Raw genomic sequence first — 24317 nt, 5'->3', positions numbered from 1 at the left:
AATAGTGGCTCTCAAGTTACCATTAGATTTAACAAAATCGAAGTATATTTTTTAGAAAGTCGACTTAAAACGTATCGACCTTTTGACGATGAATAATTTGGTTCGAACTACCCCGCCATACTAAGCTGGGGTCGGCATTTTCCTGTTCAAATTTACCGTCAATAAGCACATCGACCATATCAACGATTTGTTTTTGTTTATCGGTCAACTTAGCAAATGTGTACCCTGTCCACATCCAAATATCTTTCCCTTGGCACGCTTGCTTAACTCGAGTGACAAGCTTCAAGATAGAGTCTAGGTTTTTAGGGTGAAGCGGATCGCCGCCTGAAAGCGACAACCCTTTTCTCTGAATTCTAGTATCCTGAAGATCTTTGATTATTTGGTCTTCTAATGCTTGAGTGTAAGGACTTCCAGAGTCAGGCGACCAAGTCGCTTGATTATAGCAACCTCGGCATTGGTGCTCACATCCTGACACAAACAGTGTACAACGTGTACCTTCCCCATTAACGACATCAACTGGATAATATTTATGGTAATTCATAAGCTTACATATGCTTCACACGTCGCTTAACTTCTTCTTGCTTACCAGAGTTGAACGGTCTTGCGTCTGGAGAACCAAGATAACCACATACTCTTCGTGTCACCGACACTTTCTTGGAATCATGGTTACCACATTTAGGACATTCGAACCCTTTACTGGTACAGGAAAACTCTCCTGTATATCCGCACTCGTAGCACTCATCTATAGGCGTGTTGGTACCGTAATAAGGCACTCTTGAATAGGAGTAATCCCATACATTCTCTAATGCTTCCAAATTGTGCTGAATGTTTGGATACTCTCCGTAACAAATGAATCCGCCGTTGGCTAACGCTGGATAAGGCATCTCAAAGTCTATTTTGTCGTACGGGTTAACCTTCTTCTCTACATCTAAGTGAAAGCTATTGGTGTAATAACCTTTGTCAGTCACTTTTTCTATGACACCAAACTCTTTGGTATCTAGAGCACAGAAACGCGTACACAGGTTCTCGGATGGAGTGCTATATAAACTATACCCCCAACCCGTTTCTTCTTTCCATTGCAACACCGCTTTCTTAAGGTGTTCAACAATTGCTAGCCCTTTCTGGCGCAACTCTTCGCTATCAAAAATATGTTCGCTATTTTCTACGTACAGTGCATTAATGGTTTCATGAATACCGATGTATCCCATTGAAATAGAAGCGCGACCATCTTTAAAAATATCAATGACGTCGTCTTCTGGCAGTAGGCGCACACCCAATGCCCCCTCAGTATACAAAATCGGAGCTACTCTGGCTTTAACGCCACGCAGACGATCTATCCGAGTATCTAGAGCTTTTCTGACTAACTGAATGCGTTTATCGAGCAACTTATAGAATTGCTCTTCATTACCATTAGCTTCTAATGCGATTCTCGGTAAGTTTAAGCTCACAACACCAAGGTTATTTCTTCCTTCATGGACTTCCCGGCCATTTTCATCAACAAAGCGGCTTAAAAAGCTACGACACCCCATTGGCGCTTTAAATGAGCCTGTTACTTCGACCACTTTGTCGTAATTCAAAATATCTGGATACATGCGCTTTGACGCACATTTAAGCGCAAGCTGCTTTATGTCGTAGTTAGGATCTTCCGCTTTATGGTTAACGCCTTCTTTAATACTGAATATCAGTTTCGGGAATACCGCTGTTTTCTTGTTTTTGCCTAGGCCAGCAATACGATTGTCAAAAATAGCTTTTTGAATCAGACGCGCCTCCCAGCTCGTTCCTAAGCCTATGCCAATAGACAAAAATGGCGTTTGTCCATTGCTGGAGAATAGCGTGTTAACTTCATATTCTAATGACTGAAATGCGTCAAATACCTCTTTCTCAGTCAACTTAACAGCATACTCTTTCGCCTGAGGAACCTGCCACTCCTCCGCTACTGACAAGTGTTTCTCATAGCTTGCAGTCACATAAGGTGCAAGCACTTCATCTAGTCGATTTAACGTCGTGCCACCGTAAGTATGGCTAGCCACTTGCGCAACAATCTGAGCGGTAACTGCCGTTGCTGTTTGGATAGATTTAGGCGTTTCTATCTCAGCATTCCCCATACGGAAGCCGTTGGTAAGCATATTTTCCAGATCAACAATCATGCAGTTGAACATTGGGAAAAAAGGTGAATAGTCTAAGTCATGATAGTGAATCTGTCCGGTTTCGTGTGCCTGTACGATATCACGTGACAGCATATGATTCTTTGCGTAATGCTTGGAGACAATACCCGCTAGCAAATCTCGTTGTGTTGGAATCACTTTCGAGTCTTTATTCGCATTCTCATTAAGTAAATCAGCATTGCTTTGCTCAACTAAACCTGCGATCTCCGAACTTAATGCACTGATTTTTTCTCGCTCTATATCTCTGTCATGACGATATTCTATGTAAGCGCGCGCAACATCCTCTTCAAGGTGCATGAGTTCAGATTCAACCTTGCGCTGAATTTCCTGAATACTAATTTCTGAGCGACTTAACAAGATCTCGTTGACGTTAGACGCAACGATATCGCCCAAGTTATCTACTTTTGAACTCTGTATGCTAACTGCAGCAGCATTAACTGCGACTCTAATTAAATCGGCATCAAATGGTACCTTAGCGCCATCCCGCTTTACTACGACACGATCGTTTATTTTTTTGATATTCATTGTTCGTACCTTAACCTAAGTCTTTGTATTTCTAATTCGAATCGCACTATGTCTCAGCAGCATGGTTTACATCGGCGTAGCTGGGCTTAGCACACTCCTCACTAAAGTGAATTTGATTCAATATGTCGGTTAGATATGGAGAAAGGGATCATTGAATGTTATGCGACACTACAAGCCTCACACAAAGATCATCAAAATCTAAGTGATTGATATGAAGTGTTATAACGACAATCTGTAGTACTAGTACAAATCCTTCTGAATAGCCTACTCCAAGCCAATAACACTATATAGTGATAAAAATTTAACCACAGCACTATATGTTGTGTGTATTAGAGGTTATTCACGCTTTAAAAGTATTGATTTCGATCAACTAAACCTTGTCATTGGACAAGATCAAATCGACGTTTTGACTAAAAACAAATGGCTAAATTTCCTAACAAATTTGAAAATAATTGAAGAAATTATGCGGTATGTTGAACATACCTGCGAAAAGGTACCACTATAAATGACAGTTTTTCTTCGTACACTATTCACTCTGCTACTAGCCTCTTTTTCAAGTTTGGCTTTGGCCAAAGAGCTAACACTAGCAACTTGGAATTTAGAATGGCTGAGCAGCACTCCTTATTATAAGTTTCCTTCATCAAAACGAAGTCACCAAGATTTCAATGAACTGGCTAAATATCTAAAGGGTGTTGAACCAGACATTCTGGCATTTCAAGAGGTCAACGATTTACAAGCAATAAGACGTGTAGTTGGTGGAAGGTATAATCTCTATCTGTCTAACCGTTCAAAATCACGTTATTCAGCCAACCAGTTTAAGGATATTAACCAATACACTGGTTTTGCTATTAGAAAAACGATAAACGCCGACAACAAGCCTGACATTAGACTGGAAACAAGCAAAACTAGCAGGCTTAGATTCGCCAGCTACGTAGTGATTAAACAGCCACATAAAAAACCTATTCACTTGCTCTCTGTTCATTTAAAAGCGGGTTGTACAGGCAAGTATTACAATAGTCACAACTGTGTAACGCTAAAGCGTGAAGGTAAGTCACTGAATGAATGGATACAACAACGAAATCACATGAAGCAACCATACATCATTATGGGTGATTTTAATCACCAACTGAATCGCGCTAACGACTGGTTATGGAACCTGATAGTAAAAGATGTGACACCCATACCAAAACTAGCAACAAAACATGTTAAGGCGGACTGCATAGTGAAATTAAACAAAGACCCGAGTAAAACCCACCGATACCGTTCTCTAATAGACCACATCGTTGTGAGCCCAAACGTAAAATATAGAAATGCTGGCCAGCTCGTATATAGCAAAAACGATGTATTGAAGTATAACTTGAGCGACCATTGTCCAGTAAAACTAAACCTAATGTAATTTCTTTACCAATCAACAGATATAACAAAGCCCAACCTGTTGGCTGGGCTTTCAAACTACGTTTAAAACTTTATTCTTTAATAGGTAGAACTTGTTTAACGTATTCACCAGGTGCAGCACCAATTACTGGGTTCTGCTCAGAGCCTTGAGTGAATGGCTCAATTTGCTCTTTAGGGTTGAACCCTGCTAGCCATTCATTCCAGTGTGTCCACCAAGAGCCTTCATTGTGCTTGGCATTTGCGAACCACTCATCAGCAGATTCGTCAAGGTTCTCGTTTGTCCAGAATCCATATTTATTCTTAGCAGGATGGTTAACGATACCTGCGATATGGCCTGATTCACCAAGAACAAATGTTTTGTTACCACCTGCTTTCAGTGCACCACGATATGTGCCTTGCCAAAGTGCAATATGATCTTCTTTAGTCGAGATGAAGTAGCATGGAACTTTGATCTTATTGAGATCAATCCAAACACCACCAATCTTAACGCCTTTATCTTCAACAAGTTTGTTTTCTAGATATAGGTTTCTTAGCAAGAAGTTGTGAGTCGCTGCAGCAACGTTTGTACTGTCGCTGTTCCAGTACAGTAGGTCGAAATCTACAGGGCTATTGCCTTTCAAGTAGTTATCAACGTAGTAGTTCCAGTACAAGCTATTTTCACGCAATAGGCTGAATGTTACGCTCAATGAACGTCCATCCATGTAGCCTTTCATATTGTTCTGCAATTCGATAGCATCAATCAATGTTTCATTGACGTATGCACCAACTTCACCCGGCTGACCGAAGTCTAGAAGCGTAGTAAAGAAAGTTGCAGACTTGATGCGTTTCTTCATACGCTTAGCAGCGTAATATGCAACGGTAGACGCTAGAACAGTACCACCGATGCAGTAGCCAGCAGCGTTTACTTGGTCTTGACCCGTGATGTCTTCAATAGCATTAACCGCTTTAACCACGCCTTCAGTAACATAGTCACCAAATTCTAGTTTAGCTTGCTCTTTGCCTGGGTTACGCCAAGACATCAAGAATACGCTATGACCTTGCTCAAGCAACCAACGTACCATTGAGTTCTTCTCACGAAGATCAAGGATATAGTATTTGTTGATGAACGGAGGAACAATCAATAGCGGAGTTGCATTAACTTTCTTAGTTAAAGGCTTATATTGGATCAATTCGAACAATTCGTTCTTAAATACAACATCACCTGCTGTATTTGCAACGTCTTCACCAATGCGGAAAGCATTGTTGTTAGTCATTCGAATTTTTAGGATATCAGCACTGGACTCTAAGTCCTCTTTAAGCGTATCCAAGCCAGCCATCAAGTTTTCGCCATTTTTTTCTAACGTAAGTTTTAATAACTCAGGGTTAGTCGCGATAAAGTTACTTGGTGACATTGCGTTGATCATCTGACGAGAGAAGAACGATACACGTTCTTTAGTTTTCTCATCCAAGCCTTCAACGCTTTCAATTGTTTCTAGATAAGTTTTGCTAAATAGCAAATACGACTGTTTGATGAAGCTGTAGAACGCATCGTTCTTCCAAGATTCATCAGCAAATCGTTTATCACCTTTTTCAGCCTCAACATAGCATTTACTGTTACCAGCAAGTGCAATGTTCTGCCAAATTTGCAGTTGTTGCTCCCACCATTTAGTCTGAATTTGAAGAAGGTTCGCAGGCTGATTTGCTGCCTTTTCAAATAGCTTTGCAGTATCTTCAATATTGAGTTCGTGCATTGCTTTGTTCAGAGGGGAGTTAACGGCTGCCTTGCCTAGTTCAAGATCTTGCCACCACTGTTGATTGGTTTCTTGGAGCTTAACAAGGTAGTCCGAAAAGAAGTGTTGAAACATTTTAGTACTCCTATACTCGGAAAAATTGCCGCCTATGAAAGGCGGCAGATATGCAGTGTTATGCAGGAGTCACTGTCTTAAGGTTTTCCGTAGTAAGCTTTTCAACGTCATCTTTGAACTCTTTCGCGATGTTTTGAAGCTTGTTGCTGTCATCCATCATTTGTTGAGAAAGTTTTGTAAGAACAGACAGTTGTTGGCTGTTGAAAGAAGTAAATGAAGTTACGTCTTTGATTTCGCTTGCAGCTTTCATTTGAGCTAGGCCCATTTCGCTGTAAGTGCGGATAGCGTTTAGTTGAAGTTCAGTTAGAACTTCTACGTTCTTAGTTACAAGCTTGTTGAACTTGATGAACGGTTCTAGGTTTTTTTCAGTTTGATCTGCGTAAGTTTTGAAGAAATCAGTGTACATAATAATGCTCCTAACGATTGACGATAAAATTCTTTAATAAATTAATTTACAGACTTAACAACTACAGCAGTACCCATGCCACCGCCCACACACAATGAAGCGACGCCATAGTTACCATTTTGTTTAGCCAGTTCGTGAATGAGGGTAACTAGGATTCGGTTACCTGATGCACCTAAAGGATGTCCTAGAGCAATTGCACCACCATTCAAATTCGCTTTGTCCAGAATGGACTCTTTTGTTACGTCATGCTCTTTAGCCAAACCGTACACAACGCCTAGCGCTTGTGCTGCAAACGCTTCGTTCAGCTCAAATACATCAACATCTTGAATTGACATATCTGCTTTGCTCAGAGCTTGAGTAACCGATTGTACAGGACCTAAACCCATCACTTTTGGATCTAGACCAGTTTGCGCATAGCTTACAATCTCTACAATAGGAGTAAGATTGTGCTCTTTTACTGCACTTTCAGAAGCTAGGATAATTGCGCTAGCTCCATCATTAATACCTGACGCATTACCTGCTGTTACCGTACCTTCTCTATCGAAAGCAGGACGAAGTTTTTGCAGACCTTCCAAAGTAGCATTTGCTTTTGGATACTCATCAGTATCAAAAGTTACTGTTTCACGGCGCTTTTTAACTTCTACAGGAACGATTTCGTCTTTAAATTTACCCGCTTCGACAGCAGCTACTGCTTTTTGTTGGCTGCTTAAAGCGAATGCGTCTTGCTCTTCACGAGTAAGACCGAATTCTTTTGCTACGTTTTCAGCAGTTACACCCATGTGGTAACCGTTGAACACGTCTGTCAGACCATCGGCAACGAGCAGGTCAACAAGGTTCATGTTGCCCATCTTATTCCCATCACGGATTGTAGCAGGAGCCGCAAATGGGATTTGTGACATAACTTCAACACCAGCGGCAACAACAACATTTGCATCACCAGCGCGAATATGAGAAACAGCATCCATCACGGTTTTCATACCACTACCACAAACCATGTTTAGTGTGTAAGCAGGTACAGTTTCAGGAATACCAGCGTAGATAGATGCCTGGCGACCAACGCTCATGCCTTGATTAGCGCCAACTACGTTACCAACAATAACTTCGTCGATACACTCTGGAGAAACATTGCCAGATTCAAGCGCACCCTTAATTGCAACTGAGCCAAGTTTGCCCGCAGTTTCACCTTTTAATGAACCGCCAAATGAGCCAAGAGGGGTACGTTTTGCAGCAACAACAAATACTTTTTCCATTTTAGCGTTTCCTTAGTGCATGTGTAGGCCGCCGTTAACCGACAGCGTAGAACCAGTAATATAAGCACCAGAATCACTTACTAAGAAGCTTACTGTGCTCGCAATCTCTTCAGGAGTCGCTAGACGCTTCATCGGGATCTGACCTTTGATTGCATCCAATACTTCTGGTTTCATCTTTTCAACCATAGGAGTGCCAGTGTAACCAGGAGCCACAACGTTAACCGTCACACCACTCTTAGCACCTTCAAAAGCAAGAGCTTTAGAGAAACCAATCATGCCAGCTTTAGCTGCAGAGTAGTTAGTTTGACCAAACTGACCTTTTAGCCCGTTTACAGAAGAGATGTTTACGATACGACCGTTGCCTTTTTCGCACATCGCACCAAAAAGAGGTTGAGTAACGTTGAAGAGACTATTTAGGTTAGTGTCAATGACATCACGCCAAGCTTGAACTGACATTTTTTTGAATACACCATCACGCGTAATACCAGCATTATTTACGAGTACATCAACGGTGCCTTCTTCCTGAACTAAAGTACACAGGCGATCTGCACACTCTTCAGCGTTAGTAACGTCAAGTTCAAACAAACGAACTTGCTCATTAGTGAATTCTTTTTCATTGAACCAGTCTTGAGCTGACTGTAGGTTACCAGTTGAGTATGTAGCAATTACTCGATAACCATCATTCACTAGTTGAGAGGTAATAGCAGAACCGATTCCGCCTTTTGATCCCGTGATCAAAGCGACTTTTTTCATTAAGAGACTCCATCTTAACAGCAATTAAAACAACCGCACAATATACCAATTGTGCTTTTGCAAATGGTGTTCCTAATAACAAGTAACACCAACTAACGTAATAAATTATTTCTCTTGGTTTTTATTTCCAAGCTCTTTTCTAGGGGTATAAATTAAACGTTAGGTGTTACATTTCAAACATTATTTGAAAAAACCTTTATAAAGGTGATCAAGATCTCATATAAAATGTAATGTTACAACATTGTAAATAAATTCTATCTAATTGTTTTTATTGGTTTTTATTTAATTTTATAAATTTATCATTAGACAATAAACAACTGATATAAAATAGTTTTTTTCAACTGAAACAAAATTACATATGATACATTTAGCAAATAAATACAAAAACATAAGTAAAATAAATGTGTTCTACTAGTGAACAAGTCACTCCTTACCCAAACCTTGCCAAGCTTCAACTGGTTAACTAACTTATAATTTTTCAACTACTTAACCATGTGCACTTAATTTTACATTGTGTAATTTTTTTACATATTGTAACAATAAGAAAACAATCGATAGTTTTTTGCTCCAAGATGCGCTTTTTATTGCAAATATTAATTCTTCTTCCCTATTCATTTTAAATAAATATATTTAAACCCAATCCACAAGCATTGAGATATAAGATTTTATTCTAGTATTTATTTATCAAACACTCTTCTTTTTTAATTTAATCTACAAACCAATCAATAAAGCCAGAACCAAAGATATTCACCTAGACAAGTTATTTACACTTTACCGAATATATCCAAAACCAGAACTCCTGTACTAGGCTCACATCGTTTTACTGATTGATGCTGTCATCTAAGAACTCGAGTATCTTCATGCTGATTTGTGGGTTCTTTATTGGATTTTATTACACATTTGGATAATAATTCACTGTAGTGTGAATCGAATAAAGAACTTCAATTACATGATGCTAGAGAAGAAACCGGGCCGAAGAAGTGCGGAAGATGCAGAGAAGACCAAGCATGAGATTATGCATGTTGCAATGGGGCTTTTCTGTGAAGAGGGTTACGATAAAGTGTCGCTTAGAAATATTAGTGAAAAAGCCCAAGTTTCACATAGTTTGATACGCCACCATTTCGGCAGCAAAGAAAAAATATGGCATAGCATTAGCGACGCATTACACAGTTACATGGCTACTTACGTCACGTTAATCTTAAATAGGATAGAAAAAAGTAGCCTGCCTAATGTAAAACTGTATATTTTTACCACTCACTTGCTCGCTCACATGCTCGTTTACAACCGTCCTATTCAGCTTTTAGCTGATGCTGTAAGGCAAGGAGACTCACTGATCGAAAGATTTATCAATAACGCTGGCAACTTACAATCGCTCCTGAGCGGCCTAGCCTTAGATTTCAACCATCAATTTCCTGAAGCTTCGCTAAACATAAATGAAGTGAAGTGGCAAATACTGCTTTTTGCACATGGTCCTGCAAGCCTAACACCTTTCTTAGAAGAAACTTGGCCTGATAAGAACATAAGTTACGATACGCGGCTGTTAAAACACTGGAAACTTTTTAACGAAATCATGGTGAACACACTTAAAATCTCAAAAGAAGATCGGTTGTCCCCAAACAGCATTCGTGAACTAGTTTATGATTTACCATCACCTTTATCGTAGAGTTTGATAGCGATGACTTTCGGTGCGGGCAATAGAAAGTATTTGTGGATACAACTCGTCAAATGCTTCGGATAAAGGCTGATATTTATGATTCAAGGTTGTAAAACACTCTGACAAAAGGTTTAACCTAGGGGAGCGCTGCGAGATACGACCCAGTACATACTCAATATTCTCTATATACTGATAGGACTCTAGCCAACGGTTCTGCCACATCATTTTACTCACTTGAGTAAATCTTTCAGGGAGAGGTACTTCAGGTAATGTTGAAAACTCTAGCTCAGCAAACTGACAAAACTGAGATAGGGATTTTTCATGATAATCTTCCCATTTACAGGCGAGACAATGATCCCAAAAAATATCTAAAGCTATAGGCGAGTAGCGGACCAATTGAGTGGGAAAGTATTTTTTTGCATTTCGAACTAGCTCATGCCTATCGACATAAGAGTCGATGAATCTATGTAATCTGATCCCTTGTAAGAGCTCTTTTTGCTCAAACCACTTACTTGGGTCCCCTTTTACAAAATCACCAAGAAAATTACCAACTAAGCTAGCGCCACAATGACTGGCAATATGCAAGTGAGCCAAATAGTTCATCACTCACCCTCTTTACTAGTTAACACTACCAATAAGTGTAGTGTGTCCACGGTAAAGAAAATCAACAAGCTTCTGTTGGGTCTTCGCTATTTTCTTTCAATTCACTTAAATAATAAGAAAGATACAAGCCAGCTTCCAAAGCATCTAAGGTTTCAAGGCTCTCATCAGCTTCTAAATACTCACTCATAAACTACTCCTTAGAGCTTCACTAATTTGTGTTTGCAACAGTTGTAACTCATCTATGTTACATTTTCTTTATATCATGATATTTCCCGTAAACAAATTTATCCTTCATTTTGTGTGAGGCTAGAATTCACGTTCTTCACCAGTTTGATTTCTCATTGCCACATTGTGTTCATAATTATTTACATATAAGGAAGTTTTTGTATACAGAGCACTTGCATTCATGTACGACATACTGCAAAATCTGCACCAAAATAGGCTTTTGACAAATTTCTTGCCCTATTCCTTATTACTAACTTCATTTATTGTAAAGATTATTATACATGTCTAATTCAAAGGTATTCGGTAGTACTTTGATAATCGCAGGTACAACTATTGGTGCTGGGATGCTTGCGCTGCCGCTTGCTTCAGCTGGTATGGGCTTTTTATCCTCTATTGTTGTTATGTTAGTTCTATGGGCTCTAATGTCATTTACTGCATTGTTAATGCTAGAGCTTCACCAATATGCTGACAGCACTGCAACACTCCATTCTTTAGCAAAGCAAATTTTAGGTGATAAAGGTAAATGGGTTGCGAGCTTCGCAATGCTATTTCTTTTCTATTCTTTGTGCGCAGCGTACATCGCTGGAGGGGGAGCACAATTTGGCGACAGACTTCAGCAGTGGTTTAATCTTGATATTAGCTCACATTTTGCAACAATCATCTTTACTGTAATTGTTGCCCTTGTAGTCACTATCGGGACAAGTACTGTAGATAAAGTGAATCGCGTCCTATTCTTGATTAAGGTCATAACAATGGCCTTAGTACTCACATTCCTTGCGCCTAATGTTTCGGAACCTTACCTTTTAAGTATGCCACTCCACCAAGGACTTGTTGTGGCTGCTATACCGGTTATCTTCACATCTTTTGGCTTTCACGGAAGTATTCCGGCTATCGTAAATTACCTCGATGGCGATACTCGATCACTGAAGAAAGCGATTATATTTGGCTCTTCTATCCCACTTATTATTTACATTATCTGGCAGGTGGTGACCTTAGGCGTGGTAAGTCAGAGTCAACTCATCGCTAATTCAGGCCTGAGCGCGCTAGTTTCGTCGCTAGCACAAACCGTTCATCACTCATCATTAGGACAAGCCGTGGGTGTATTTGCAGATTTGGCGTTACTCACTTCTTTCTTGGGCGTTAGCTTAGGGCTTTTTGAGTACCTTGGCGACGTGATTAAAGACAAAAGTGGCGCCTCTGGCCGAGTGCTACCTTCGCTAATTACGTTCTTACCACCTCTTGGTTTTGCACTGTACTACCCAAAAGGATTTATTCTGGCACTAGGCTATGCAGCGATCGCTCTAGCCATCCTAGCGATATTCCTTCCAATAGCAATGGTTCACAAAATACGCAAAACCAATTCGAACGCTGAGTTTTATCAAGTAAAAGGTGGAAAGCTCGCTCTCTCTATTGCTGGTATAGCAGGCATCGGAATTGTTGCAACACAAATACTGATAACTTTTGGATCACTACCTGCTTTAGGTTAATTACGTGCGAAATCTTGAACGATTAAAGGTGGGTCAATTGACCCACCTTTATTTTATAAAAAGTAAATTCTTTTCGGCATAATTCTACAAAAACCCTATCTAACAATGCCATAGGTAATCATTCTCTTAGTCAGCATTAACAATTTACTCAAAAACTGTTAGAGATCAAATTATTAAATTGTCTCAGTTTATCAATCATTGCGAAGTTGCAACTATACTAAGATAGATACGGATATTGATTGGTGGTGTATGAGTAATCCAGATGAATTGTTAACTAGCAAAAACTCCTCTAGCACAGACAATTTTAGCAACGAAGAGCTTTCTTCTAGTTCATATAATCGACGACGAAATAATCCAATATATGGAAAAATTGGCCGTCGTATTATCCTGATTATGATCTTACTAAGTAGTACCATTACTTTGGTTACAACCATTGTTCAACTTTACTGGGACTACGAGCAACAATTTAACAGCGTCGAGCAAAGGCACCACGAAATTAAAACAATTCATGCTAACCTACTCGCCTCTTCTCTTTGGAACTTTGACCTAATTCTTTTGCAAGAACGTTTAGATGGCCTTGTCCACTTACCTTCAATCGATTATCTACAAGTGAATTCTGGTCAGTATGAATTTAAAGCGGGAAAGAAAGTAAACAATGATTTTATCGCTGACACCTACCCTTTAATGCATTACAACGCCGATACTGACAAATTTGAGGAAATAGGAAGCTTATACGTTGAGACTAATACACAAGAGATATATGACTATTTAATTCATCAATTTATCGTAACATTAGCGCTCAATGCTTTTAAAACAGCACTCGTTTGTTACCTTATATTGATCGTTTTTCACAAAAGCATCAATCAGCGTATCTTTGCAATAGCAACATATTTGGGGAATTACGATCCAGCCAGCCCATCAAAACCGTTAGTCTTACCACACAAAAAGTTTATTTCAGAGAAAGGAGATGAACTTTACTGGTTAGGCGATGAAACCAATAAAATCACTGCAAATGTTACCAAACTATATAAAAGCATTAAATATCAACAGGATAGATTAACAGATTTTACACATGTCTCTTCGGATTGGTTGTGGGAGACTGACGAATATGGTCACCTAATATACTGCTCCGATATTATGTTAGAGGCCCTAAACATTGATACGACCAAGCGACCTCTTATTACTGATGTGCCTATGCTGTCTCAAGCAGAAAAATTAGCCGTGTGCTTGGCAAAACACGCTGATTTTTCTATGTGCGAAGAAACAATCGATATCAACGGTATCACTCATCACTTTATGTTTCAGGGAATGGCACGATACGTAGACGACCAATTCGTTGGATTTAGAGGTACCACGATTGATATTACTGATCTCAAAATTGCTCAGCTGAAACTAGAAGAGCTTAATACGGGATTAGAACGCACTGTGGCCGAGCGGACGCTCGACTTGAAACAAAGTATGCAGCAACTGCAAGCTGCGCAAAACCAGCTAATAGAATCTGAAAAACTTGCGGCTCTGGGTGGATTAGTAGCTGGAGTTGCACATGAAGTTAACACTCCATTAGGTATTTCAGTTACCGCAACTTCTGTTGTAAGAGACTCTGTTGGCGAACTGAACAATGCGTTTGAGGCAAAAACATTAACTACTGATCAATTCGAAACTTTGATGTCTTCATTGAATGAAGGCGTAACAATGCTTGAGCATAATTTGGATCGCGCTGCCAAGTTAGTCAAAGACTTTAAACAAACAGCCGTCGATCAGGTGTCGGAGAGTCGAAGCGAGTTTAAGATAAAACAGGTATTGGAAGCTCTAATAGCGAGCCTACACCCAGAAACACGAACAGTTCCTGTTACTCCATCTATTGATGGTGACGAAATGCTTACCATGAATAGCTTACCTGGTGTTCTAACTCAAATAATATCCAACTTAGTGTTGAATAGCGTAATACATGCGTTTAAGGAGCAAAACAACCCCACTATTAGCATCGAGTTTCACAAAAGAGAAGACAATATAGTTTTCGAATATCGTGATAACGGTGCTGGCGTCGAAGATGCACTACACCAAAAAATCTTCGAGCCATTCTTTACCAGCCGACGTGGTCGAGGTGGTTCTGGCCTCGGGCTAAACCTAGTGTTTAACTTAGTTAAACAAAAATTACAGGGTCACTTAGAGTTCGAATCTGAATTAGGAAAAGGAGTTCATTTCACCATATCCATTCCTCAAGAGTTGAAAATGGACATAGTGAAATCAGTACCAAATAGTAAAACGGGTTAATTAAAACTGACTGATGCGCTCTAATCAGGGAGTGCATCTCTTATTGCGATAAAATCTTCCCAATGCTCTACCATGAGATCAACGAGCTCCGGCTCGAAATGCTTACCCCTCTGAGCAACGATTTCCTGCATAATTTCATCATCAGGCCAAGGTTCTTTATACGAACGTTTTGCCCCCAATGCATCGAAAACATCTGCTAATGCGGTGATGCGACCGGAAATAGGAATATCTTTACCAGAAAGTTTATTAGGATAGCCAGAACCATCCCACTTTTCATGGTGAGTAGCTGCAATCTCTTTCGCCACCAAAATCAACTTTCTCTTTGATTTACTCAAGATTTCGACGCCATATTCCACATGCTTTTGCATGATATCCCACTCTTCAGCCGTCAGTTTTCCAGGCTTATGAAGAATACTATCCGGAATAGCGACTTTTCCTACATCATGTAAAGGGGAAGCAGACTTTATCAAGTGAACATCTGACTCAGGTAAACCATACAACTCCGCGAGCCTTTCACAAATTAGCGAAACACGTTCAACGTGTGCACCCGTTTCTTTGCTTCTCGCTTCTACTGCATTTGCTAGGTTATAAACCAACTCTCGAGAAGTTTCTTTTAAGTCAACTAACAGATTTAGGTTTTCAAACGTCAAACCTATATTTTGCATATAAATTTCAAGCAGCTGCTTGTCTAGTTCTGAAAGCTCCTGATTGACATTTACGTACAATAAGTTGTCTAGTCCGCGCTCATCACTAGTGAACAACACAAATGCATCACCAAAATCGTGAGTGCGACGATCCAGCAACACTTCTTTGCACCTATCTGAAACTTGATCAGGTAATAAATCAAATGAGCATTCTGAGTAAAAGTTGACATAGCCCCCTGTCGCAGCAAGAGTCAACGCTCGGCTTTCCTCACCTTCCGGTCTTGGTTGTACAACACAGTAAAATGCAGATGTGCTTAATCCCAAAAGAGAAGTCAACTGATTGAGCACACTGGTGGCGTATGTTTGTAGAGAGGAAGTATTTTGCACATTGGCGGATGCCTGGATTACTCGACTGAGTCCTTGTTTCTGTTCTTCGATTAAACAAAGATCTCGATAAGAGCGTAACATCGAATAAAGTAACGTTTTAAGTTTCTGAGTCGTCAGCTCTGTTTTTTCTTTGTAGTCGTCTATTTCATAGTTTTGGATAACGACATCTTCGGGGGCTTGGCCCGCTTGGCCAGTTCGAAGCACTAAACGAATTTTCTGATTTTGGCACTTTTCTCTTATGTATTTAACGAGATCGAGTCCTGCATGTTCTGTTTCCATGACAACATCAATCAATGCCAACGCGATGTCATCATGGCTTTCAATTATCCCTTGTGCTTCCTTACCTGATAACGCACATAACAGTTCTAAGCGCCTGTTCTGAAATTTGAATGCACTCAGGGCAAGCTTAGTGACTTGGTGAACCTGTTCGTCGTCGTCAACAACCAGTACTTTCCACGGCTTTTCTGGAACTTCTATTGTCTGATGGGATGCTGTTTGTTCGTTAGCATCTCTTTGGTCAGCAAACAAATCCATTTGGCCTCCTAAAATGAATATCCCTATTAATAAGGTTTAGCACACTAACTTCCTCATTGATAAATAATTTTGAATAAACTAAGTTCAAAAATACGTGCTTAATCGACTTTTTATCTCCAAACCAGAATGTGGTGGTTGAGCGCAAATCAACTTTCTAATATTACGACACTAATTACTTTGTTTTCCATCGAAACAGACATAGGTTTCTCACATCTTTGACAATAAACTTTATACAGAATTAAATTCTGTATATATAAGTAATAGTAGCTAAAGCAGTCAACGCTAGACTTTAATAGTTACTATAGCCATTTTTACAGTGTAAACCACGAATTGTAGGTATATACACCAATGTCTTACCAATATTTGTATTATTGAGCATTTATTTTTAATTGAAGAGTGTTGACGACATTGTTCGTGACATTAGTATAGAAATGGTGATCTCAAAAGCTTGTCCAAAGATCCGTAATTCCGAAGTTCCAATTAAGTCTGTTGCTAAAGCAAACAGCGACTAAAAACGGAGACGTAATTTATGCCCCTTCATGAGAAAGATACTGTCCGAGATAACCTACTTGATGACATATACTCTTCTAAAGACCTTTCTATCGCACTCCCAAAATTTAAAATTCCAGAAAACGAACAGCTTCCCAGTCATGCGTATCAAGTCATTCATGATGAGCTAATGATGGATGGTAATTCAAGACAGAATCTAGCGACATTTTGTCAGACTTGGCTGGAAGACGAAGTGCATAAGCTGATGGACGAAAGTATCGACATCAACATGATCGACAAGGACGAGTACCCACAGACAGCAGAAATTGAATCTCGCTGTGTACATATGTTGGCTGAATTATGGCACTCTCCTGATCTTGATAATCCAATGGGTTGTTCAACCACGGGTTCCAGTGAAGCTGCGATGCTGGGAGGGATGGCATTAAAATGGGCTTGGCGAGAAAAAATGAAGCGCCAAGGTAAACCAACTGATAAGCCAAATTTAATTTGTGGACCTGTTCAGGTATGCTGGCATAAATTTGCTCGTTACTGGGATATAGAGCTGCGCGAAATTCCAATGGAAGGTGATCGACTAATAATGACGCCTGAAGAAGTAATAAAACGTTGTGATGAAAACACCATTGGGGTTGTTCCAACATTAGGCGTTACGTTCACCTGCCAGTACGAACCAGTAAAAGAAGTCCATGATGCATTAGATGAATTAGAAAAAACTACCGGCTTAGATATTCCGATGCACATTGATGCAGCAAGTGGAGGCTTTATCGCCCCTTTCTGCGAACCAGACCTAGTTTGGGATTTTCGGTTACCAAGAGTCAAATCCATCAATGCCTCTGGACATAAATTTGGCTTATCTCCACTGGGGGTTGGTTGGATTCTATGGCGTGATAAATCAGCTTTGCATGAAGACTTAGTTTTTGATGTTAACTATTTAGGCGGCAACATGCCGACGTTTGCACTTAACTTTTCACGCCCCGGAGGACAAGTTGTAGCACAATACTATAACTTCCTTCGCTTAGGTAAGGAAGGATATAGAAAAATTCACGAAGCTTGTTATGCAAACGCTAGATATATCGCCAAAGAAATTGAAAAAATGGGAATGTTCGATGTCATTTACGATGGTGACGGTGGCATTCCGGGGTTGAGTTGGTGCATCAAATCAGGAACTAGCCCAGGTTTTAACCTCTATGATTTATCCGATAGGATTCGCTCACGAGGTTGGCAAATAGCAGCTTATTCAATGCCAAGCCATAGAGAAGATCTTGTTATTATGCGGATTTTAGTAAGACATGGTTTTAGTCGCGATCAAGCTGACATTCTTGTTGCTGATTTACAGCGTTGTATAGACTTCTATGCAACTCACCCGATTACACATGGAAGTGACGCTGAAGAGTCCGCGGGCTTTAATCATGGCTAATCATTAGCTCTAATCTACTAAAAACGACACCACCTATGGTTTGACCAAAGGTGGTGTTTTGTTAGCCGCTTTGTTTATCATCATCTCCTGATTATCTGATACACACTCCAGCAAATATTCGATAAGTACCTTGAGCCTTTTCGGTATGAGCTTCCTATGTGGATAGACTAAGCTCACTGGTAAAGCCTGCATTTTATATTCTGGAAGAAGCCTTACTAAACGGCCATCACTTAAATGCTCCAAGCAAATGAACTCAGGTATCAATGAAATACCGAGTCCGTCAAGGCTTGCTTGCAGCGAAGCGGTAATCGTGTTGACTTGCAGTTGATGCGGTAAGTCGATGATTGAGCTGATTCCGTCATGTGTAGACACCAACCAAGGTATCGGTTTGACCGCTTTACTCACAATTTTTATCTTCCTGTGAGGCGGTTTGATGTCTTCGAGTGAGTTTATCTGACCAAATTGATTTAAGTATTCAGGACTAGCTACAAGAGCTCGCTTTGACGTTGTTATTGGCCTCGATATTAAGTTGGAATCTGTTAATTCACCAACTTGAATGTACAAGTCAACGCCTTCTCCAATGATATCTACTTCTCTGTTTGTCAGCTCTAAATTAATATTAACTTCAGGGTAAAGTTTCAAAAACGTATTTAAAAAAGGTCCCACAAATAAATGCCCTACTTCAACTGGCAATACTATATTGAGTTTCCCACGAATTAGATCCTGATTGGCAGACACTTCAAGCTCTGCTTGTTCTATCACTTCCAGCATCTGAATAGCGGACTGATAGAACCGCTCTCCTTCGGGAGTTAATATTAAACTCCGAGTAGAACGAGTGATCAGCCTCACACCTAAATATTTTTCAAGCTCATCAATTTTTCGGCTTACCGTTGATTTAGTCATATCTAATGCCTTAGCAGCTTGAGTAAAGCTTGCATATTCAACGACATTGCTGAAAACCCAAACAGCATTTAGGTCCATTGATGATGGATTTTTAGTAGTATTAGGCATATTTTTGCAACAGTGTTTCCCTTTTTTCCTATCTTATCATCCAATCAAATTCATTTACAATTCACCCTAATATATTTACAAGTTTTCTGGCCAGATATTATGAGCGATGCAAAATCTGACAATTTAACCGAAAGTACTGGCAAAATAAGCAATACAGTCCAGCCTAAAGCCAGTAAGAAAAAGGCCCCTCTAATTGCGACTGCAATTATTGCTGTGGCTGCTATTGCGGCTACTATATACTGGTTTGGTTATGCCCAGTATTATCAGTCTACTGATAACGCCTACCTTCAAAGCAATGTAACGACTATTAGCCCTAAAGTATCCGGCTACATTGTAAAATCGTACGTGAAAGACAACGAACATGTAGAAGCCGGCCAATTATTAGTCCAAATCGATGATAAAGACTATGTGCAAGCTTTGAATAAAGCGCAAGGTAACTTAGCTGAAAGCGAAGCTAACGTGCAAAACCTAGTCGCGGAAAAAAACCTTCAAAATAGCAAGATAAATCAAGCCGCCAGCCAGATAGCCGCTGCACAAGCACAATATAAACTGGCTACTCAAGAGGTCAATCGAGTACGTAGTTTGAAAAAGAAAAACTACGCTTCACAAAATGAACTTGATACTGACATTTCCCAACAAAAAGTTACTCTTGCCAACGTAAATGAAGCAGAAGCAAACTACAAAGCTGCAACCGACGAAATTGCGGTCATTAACACTCAAATTGTAGAAGCTCAAGCAACCGTTGAAGAAGCGAAAGCGGAAGTAAATCAAGCGAAGCTAAACCTTAGCTACACAAAAGTATATGCCCCCGTAAGTGGTGTTGTTGGTAATCGCAGTCTCCGAATTGGTATGCTAGTTCAAGCGGGTACTCCACTCCTCAGTTTAGTGCCAACACAAAACATTTGGTTAGTCGCTAACTTCAAAGAGACACAAATCAGCAATATGAAAAAAGGCCAGAAGGTAAAAATCGTTCTCGATGCGTATCCTGACCAGCCTTTGCAAGGCGTTGTCGATAGTTTCTCTCCAGGTACAGGTGCCCAATTTGCACTTCTTCCACCAGAAAACGCGACTGGCAATTTCACTAAAATCGTGCAAAGAGTTCCTGTCAAAATAGATATCGTTAATCCAGAAAAACTTAAAGGTCACCTTGTCCCAGGCCTTTCTGTAACTGCCACTGTAGATACTAGAGGCTAACAGTATGGAAGCTGTCATCCCGGTTAGTGACGATAACCCGAATAAAGTTGTGACCACACGAGATTGGATTGCACTTTTCGGTGGGTTGTTGGGTGCCTTTATGGCAATCTTGGACATCCAAATCACCAACTCGTCCTTAAGTGCTATCCAAGGTGCTTTATCGGCAACATTAGATCAAAGCTCTTGGATATCAACATCTTACTTAGTTGCAGAGATGATAGCAATCCCACTGAGTGCGTGGTTTGCAAAGTCACTTGGGGAAAGACGTTATCTGGCTTGGACTACCGCCTTTTTCGCGCTTTCTTCGTTTTTGTGTTCACTATCTTGGAACCTAAATTCCATTATCGTGTTTCGTGCAATTCAAGGTTTTAGTGGTGGTGCACTCATTCCATTGGCATTTTCACTGATTACACAGATTCTACCACTAGAAAGGCGAGCTACGGGAATGGCGCTTTTCGGTGTTGCTGCAACATTTGCCCCGTCGATCGGTCCAACTTTGGGTGGGTGGTTAACGGAGGTTCTCTCTTGGCACTATATTTTCTATATCAATATCCCTCCAGCCTTCGCTGTAATCGCAATGGTCACTTATGGGCTAGATAAAAAAGAGATTGATTTTAAGCTATTAAAATCAGGGGACTGGTTCGGTATTTTGACAATGGCACTTGGTCTGGGTTGTTTAGAAGTTGTTTTAGAACAGGGTAACGATGATCAGTGGTTTAGCTCTAGTTTCATTGTTGCGCTAAGTATTATTTCAGCAGTTAGTTTAATCTATTTCGTCATTGTGGAGCTGCAACGTGAAAAACCGTTGGTCAACCTCAGATTAATGCGAGACCCACAATTTGCAGCCTCGTGTGTTGCTTTCCTTATTCTTGGAATGGCTATGTACGGCTCCATTTACGTCATCCCGTTGTATCTCACACAGATACAAAATTATGACTCGCTGCAAATAGGTACAGTACTGATGTGGATGGGCTTTCCCCAACTACTTATCTTTCCGCTACTACCGAAGTTAACCAAGTATATCAAGTCAACGTATTTAGTTGCTTTTGGGTTTGTTGTGTTCGGTATCAGTTGCTATGTCAACACACATATGACGGCTGATTACGCTGGCCAACAAATGGTCGTATCTATGGTTCTGAGAGCGATGGGACAACCATTTATCATTGTACCTATTTCGCTGCTGTCACTTAAAAATATAAAATTGGTTGATAGCCCAGATGCTTCTTCAATAACTAATGTGATGAGAAATTTAGGCGGAGCAATCGGTATCGCGGTCATTGCAACACTAGTCCAGAATAGGACAACGTTACACCTTGATAGAATCGAGTCTACATTGACGTCAACAAGTCCCGCGGGTTGGGCAAAATTAAACCAATTGCAAAGCTTTTTCATGCATGCAGGTAGTCCAGCGGCAACGGCGTCACTTCAGGCAAAAGCTGACTTGCTTAATACAATGCAAACCAATGCCGCTATCATGGCATACAATGATGTTTTCTTTATCATGTATGTACTGTTAGTCTTCGCGGCTCTTCTTATCTTGTTGCTGAAAAACTAACGACTTACATACCACCTGAAGAAAATAAATCGATTATTTGGTTTATTTCTTCAGGTTTTTCTACAACCGCATTAAGACTGTAAGCTAAGAACAAAGTAAGACTTAGTGCTCGATGAGCTCAATGCGATTCCCAAATGGATCTCTAAAGTGACAACGGATTGAGTTGCCATTCTGTGAGTCTGGCGTAATGACTTCGACGTTGGCAGAGCTCAACTTTTCCACCCAAGCCATCACATCTTCCACACGAAGAGCAAAGTGCGCTTTACTCTTTTCTCTATAACAATTGTCTTCGCAACTTATATGCAACTGAGTGTCCGGCAACCGCAACCAAATTCCCCCATTACCTTTTAGAGCTTTAGGTTTCTCGATTTCCGATAGTCCCATTAACTGGCAGTAAAACTCTCTAGCTTCAGCTTCACTTCCAACTGGCATAGTAATATTTATATGGTCAATTCCTAATATCATTAGATCTCAATACTCTACAAGCCGTTTAATCACTACAACGGTACGCTAGGACAACTCAAGTAGCAACCAATTATGTTTATTAAAACCAATAACTTGTTAGTAGAAAGATCAACTTTCCCTAGAACAACGATAAACGAACTGTTTTGAATTGTGCCTCAATTCTAAAGCGCTATCCGTTAAGCTTAAAATCTTATAGTTTTCCTGCGATGGACTTCTTAACATACGATTAATATCGAAGTTTTCATAGCTTGTTTTGCTTGATTCCATCGTCTGCATATCGACAACATTAAGAGAAAGCTGATCGCCATTTAAATGCCATAATGCCTCACCAGAAAACGAATACTCGTTGCTGGGAGGAGATGCTGAGGTGCGGGTAGTTTTTACTATACCCATTGTGCTAGCAGTACCATCTAATCGAAATACATCATGAGAATGCACTGAAACTTTTTGGTCATTTTGCCAGAATGAATAATCGCATTTCCAAGCACCAACGATATCACCAGAATGATAGGTTACTGGAGTTGCACAGCCTGCTAGCAGACTCAGTGAAGCGAATATTGTGGTTAGACTTTTCATTTCCATTATTGCTTTGACTCAATCGCGATTTTAACAGCATGTTTTGCATGACACTCAGTACTATCATAAAGGCACATTTTAGTGTGCTCAGCATTTATCAACATCCCTATTTCCGTACAGCCCAAAATCACACCTTGAACTCCTTTACGTTTTAGCTCATCAAGAACTTGAACATAGCCTACTCTAGATGATTCGAGCACCTTGCCTTTACATAACTCATCATAAATCACATTGTGGATGAGTTGACGACTTTCCTCAGAAGGAACGACAACGTTTAAACCAAAGTTTTCTTTCAGCCTATTCTTGTAAAATGGCTGTTCCATCGTGAATTGCGTTCCCAGTAAACCAACCGTCGTAATCTCGTCACGCAACAATTGATGCGCGACGCTATCAGCAATATGTATTATAGGGATTCCAATAGTAGATTGGATTTCATCGGCAACGATGTGCATTGTGTTTGTGCATATCAGTAGAAAATCGGCACCAGCTTTCTCTAACGATGTCGCTGCTTGAGATAATATTGCCGCAGCCTCTTGCCATTTATGTTCTCTCTGCAGGCTTTCGATTTCAGCAAAGTCTACGCTATACATAACAATCTTTGCTGAGTTTAGTCCCCCTAACTGAGTATTAACCGCCCTATTTATCAGGGCATAATACAGTGCTGTCGACTCCCAGCTCATTCCACCTAACAAACCGATTGTTTTCATTAAATCCCCTTACATCCAAACAACCTTAAGAAACACTTTTCGAGTGTTTAAGATGCTCAATTTCCAACCTCTGCTTTTGATTTTTCTTAACGGAATCCCACTCAATACCATTTTCTATCGCAGACACTCTTTCATCATACTTTTGACAAGCTCGTCGCATGACAGAACTGATGTCGACATCAAGTTCTTTTTCTAAAGCAATTAATGCATTGACGTAATCCCAAAGCACATCAGCTAATTCATCTTCTAAGTAACATAAACGCTGTTTTTCTACTTCTTCCACGACTTCATCAACTTCATTCTTGATCTCATTTAAGTACGTTTTTGCTCCAGCACTCCAATCAGAGCGTTGGTCAAGAATGGATTTGCGCCGCGCTATTGCTATTAATTGATTCAATTCATCCATAAACAATCCTATTAAACCATTGAAACATTGAGTAAAAACCTGTAATTGCTGTTCTTCTCCAAGTTAATTAAGAGTCGTTACTAAAAGTGTTCTGTATTACTTATGAGTTTGCAATTCCAACTTTAGCTTTAAGGATGAAGTATGTTGCAGATTGATACGTAAACCACCCTGTGTCTCGACATCTACCATCAAGACATTATTTCGGGCCAAAGGCAAGCACAAGAAATTATAAATTTTTCAAATAAAACACTTAGCGCTATTGCACTCACTGGAGGTGAGTAACGAGAGGCTTTAACTATTATAGATTGCCTACAAAGGCTCTGTTTACTATGC

21 protein-coding genes are annotated in these 24317 nt (G+C 40.1%); 7 read left to right on the top strand and 14 right to left on the bottom strand.

The window, feature by feature from the left end; genetic code table 11:
• Nucleotides 1-64: 64 nt before the first annotated feature.
• Nucleotides 65-541: an anaerobic ribonucleoside-triphosphate reductase-activating protein gene (nrdG, locus tag ACM2FC_RS09810; RefSeq protein ID WP_498480730.1), complete on the bottom strand. Its 477-nt coding sequence runs from the start codon at nt 539-541 to the stop codon at nt 65-67.
• 4 nt (nt 542-545) lie between these two features.
• Nucleotides 546-2690, bottom strand: coding sequence for an anaerobic ribonucleoside-triphosphate reductase (gene nrdD, locus ACM2FC_RS09805; protein WP_498480729.1), 2145 nt, complete (start codon nt 2688-2690; stop codon nt 546-548).
• Between the two features lie 505 nt (nt 2691-3195).
• Here nrdD and ACM2FC_RS09800 point away from each other — a divergent pair.
• Nucleotides 3196-4086 carry an endonuclease/exonuclease/phosphatase family protein gene (locus tag ACM2FC_RS09800; RefSeq protein WP_498480728.1) on the top strand — a complete coding sequence of 297 codons (891 nt, stop codon included), beginning with the start codon at nt 3196-3198 and terminating at the stop codon, nt 4084-4086.
• A 70-nt stretch (nt 4087-4156) separates the two neighbouring features.
• Here the strand turns inward: ACM2FC_RS09800 and phaC are convergent, their stop codons facing one another.
• From phaC to ACM2FC_RS09780, 4 genes are read right to left on the bottom strand one after another with little or no spacing between them, the layout of a single operon-like run.
• Nucleotides 4157-5929, bottom strand: a complete 1773-nt coding sequence (gene phaC / locus ACM2FC_RS09795) for a class I poly(R)-hydroxyalkanoic acid synthase (protein WP_498480727.1) — start codon at nt 5927-5929, stop codon at nt 4157-4159.
• A 58-nt stretch (nt 5930-5987) separates the two neighbouring features.
• A complete protein-coding gene (locus ACM2FC_RS09790; protein WP_498480726.1) occupies nt 5988-6335 on the bottom strand; it encodes a phasin family protein in 348 nt (115 codons plus the stop codon).
• 41 nt (nt 6336-6376) lie between these two features.
• Entirely contained in the window at nt 6377-7585 is a 1209-nt protein-coding gene (locus tag ACM2FC_RS09785) for an acetyl-CoA C-acetyltransferase (protein WP_498480725.1), read from the bottom strand.
• 12 nt (nt 7586-7597) lie between these two features.
• The gene (locus ACM2FC_RS09780; protein WP_498480724.1) at nt 7598-8338 is read right to left on the bottom strand and encodes an SDR family oxidoreductase; all 741 of its coding nucleotides are present in this window, start codon (nt 8336-8338) and stop codon (nt 7598-7600) included.
• A 949-nt stretch (nt 8339-9287) separates the two neighbouring features.
• Here ACM2FC_RS09780 and ACM2FC_RS09775 point away from each other — a divergent pair.
• Nucleotides 9288-10001 carry a TetR/AcrR family transcriptional regulator gene (locus tag ACM2FC_RS09775; protein ID WP_498480723.1) on the top strand — a complete coding sequence of 238 codons (714 nt, stop codon included), beginning with the start codon at nt 9288-9290 and terminating at the stop codon, nt 9999-10001.
• Here the strand turns inward: ACM2FC_RS09775 and ACM2FC_RS09770 are convergent.
• Together ACM2FC_RS09770 and ACM2FC_RS09765 are read right to left on the bottom strand one after the other, a co-directional pair.
• Nucleotides 9993-10595, bottom strand: coding sequence for an acyl carrier protein phosphodiesterase (locus ACM2FC_RS09770; RefSeq protein ID WP_498480791.1), 603 nt, complete (start codon nt 10593-10595; stop codon nt 9993-9995). The genes ACM2FC_RS09775 and ACM2FC_RS09770 overlap by 9 nt on opposite strands.
• Before the next feature lie 61 nt (nt 10596-10656).
• Complete coding sequence (locus ACM2FC_RS09765) at nt 10657-10782, bottom strand: hypothetical protein (RefSeq protein ID WP_498480722.1); 126 nt, start codon at nt 10780-10782, stop codon at nt 10657-10659.
• A gap of 319 nt (nt 10783-11101) precedes the next feature.
• On the opposite strand from ACM2FC_RS09765, the gene ACM2FC_RS09760 reads away from it, so the two are divergent.
• Together ACM2FC_RS09760 and ACM2FC_RS09755 are read left to right on the top strand one after the other, a co-directional pair.
• Nucleotides 11102-12307 carry an aromatic amino acid transport family protein gene (locus ACM2FC_RS09760; RefSeq protein WP_498480721.1) on the top strand — a complete coding sequence of 402 codons (1206 nt, stop codon included), beginning with the start codon at nt 11102-11104 and terminating at the stop codon, nt 12305-12307.
• Nucleotides 12308-12556: 249 nt separating this feature from the next.
• A complete protein-coding gene (locus tag ACM2FC_RS09755; RefSeq protein ID WP_498480720.1) occupies nt 12557-14581 on the top strand; it encodes a sensor histidine kinase in 2025 nt (674 codons plus the stop codon).
• 20 nt (nt 14582-14601) lie between these two features.
• Here the strand turns inward: ACM2FC_RS09755 and ACM2FC_RS09750 are convergent, their stop codons facing one another.
• Entirely contained in the window at nt 14602-16146 is a 1545-nt protein-coding gene (locus ACM2FC_RS09750; protein ID WP_498480719.1) for a DUF3369 domain-containing protein, read from the bottom strand.
• A 529-nt stretch (nt 16147-16675) separates the two neighbouring features.
• On the opposite strand from ACM2FC_RS09750, the gene gad reads away from it, so the two are divergent.
• Nucleotides 16676-18070, top strand: a complete 1395-nt coding sequence (gene gad, locus ACM2FC_RS09745) for a glutamate decarboxylase (protein ID WP_498480718.1) — start codon at nt 16676-16678, stop codon at nt 18068-18070.
• 33 nt (nt 18071-18103) lie between these two features.
• Here gad and ACM2FC_RS09740 read toward each other — a convergent pair whose 3' ends face one another.
• Nucleotides 18104-19051, bottom strand: a complete 948-nt coding sequence (locus ACM2FC_RS09740) for a LysR family transcriptional regulator (protein WP_498480790.1) — start codon at nt 19049-19051, stop codon at nt 18104-18106.
• Nucleotides 19052-19180: 129 nt separating this feature from the next.
• Here ACM2FC_RS09740 and ACM2FC_RS09735 point away from each other — a divergent pair, with 129 nt between their 5' ends.
• On the top strand, nt 19181-20275 hold the full coding sequence (locus ACM2FC_RS09735) for an HlyD family secretion protein (protein WP_498480717.1): 1095 nt from the start codon (nt 19181-19183) through the stop codon (nt 20273-20275).
• A gap of 4 nt (nt 20276-20279) precedes the next feature.
• The gene (locus tag ACM2FC_RS09730) at nt 20280-21830 is read left to right on the top strand and encodes a DHA2 family efflux MFS transporter permease subunit (RefSeq protein ID WP_498480716.1); all 1551 of its coding nucleotides are present in this window, start codon (nt 20280-20282) and stop codon (nt 21828-21830) included.
• A 102-nt stretch (nt 21831-21932) separates the two neighbouring features.
• Here the strand turns inward: ACM2FC_RS09730 and ACM2FC_RS09725 are convergent, their stop codons facing one another.
• The 4 genes from ACM2FC_RS09725 to ACM2FC_RS09710 form a co-directional block, all read right to left on the bottom strand.
• A complete protein-coding gene (locus ACM2FC_RS09725) occupies nt 21933-22295 on the bottom strand; it encodes a VOC family protein (RefSeq protein WP_498480715.1) in 363 nt (120 codons plus the stop codon).
• Nucleotides 22296-22403: 108 nt separating this feature from the next.
• Nucleotides 22404-22871, bottom strand: a complete 468-nt coding sequence (locus ACM2FC_RS09720) for a hypothetical protein (RefSeq protein ID WP_498480714.1) — start codon at nt 22869-22871, stop codon at nt 22404-22406.
• Between the two features lie 5 nt (nt 22872-22876).
• Nucleotides 22877-23578, bottom strand: coding sequence for an aspartate/glutamate racemase family protein (locus tag ACM2FC_RS09715; protein WP_498480713.1), 702 nt, complete (start codon nt 23576-23578; stop codon nt 22877-22879).
• A gap of 25 nt (nt 23579-23603) precedes the next feature.
• Nucleotides 23604-23984 (bottom strand): MazG nucleotide pyrophosphohydrolase domain-containing protein, encoded by a 381-nt coding sequence (locus tag ACM2FC_RS09710; protein WP_498480712.1) that lies wholly within the window; start codon nt 23982-23984, stop codon nt 23604-23606.
• Nucleotides 23985-24317 lie beyond the last annotated feature (333 nt).

It is taken from the genome of Vibrio sp. A37, assembly GCF_059777565.1.
Note: the sequence above shows the minus strand (reverse complement) of the source record. Positions and strands in the feature narration are given on the sequence as shown.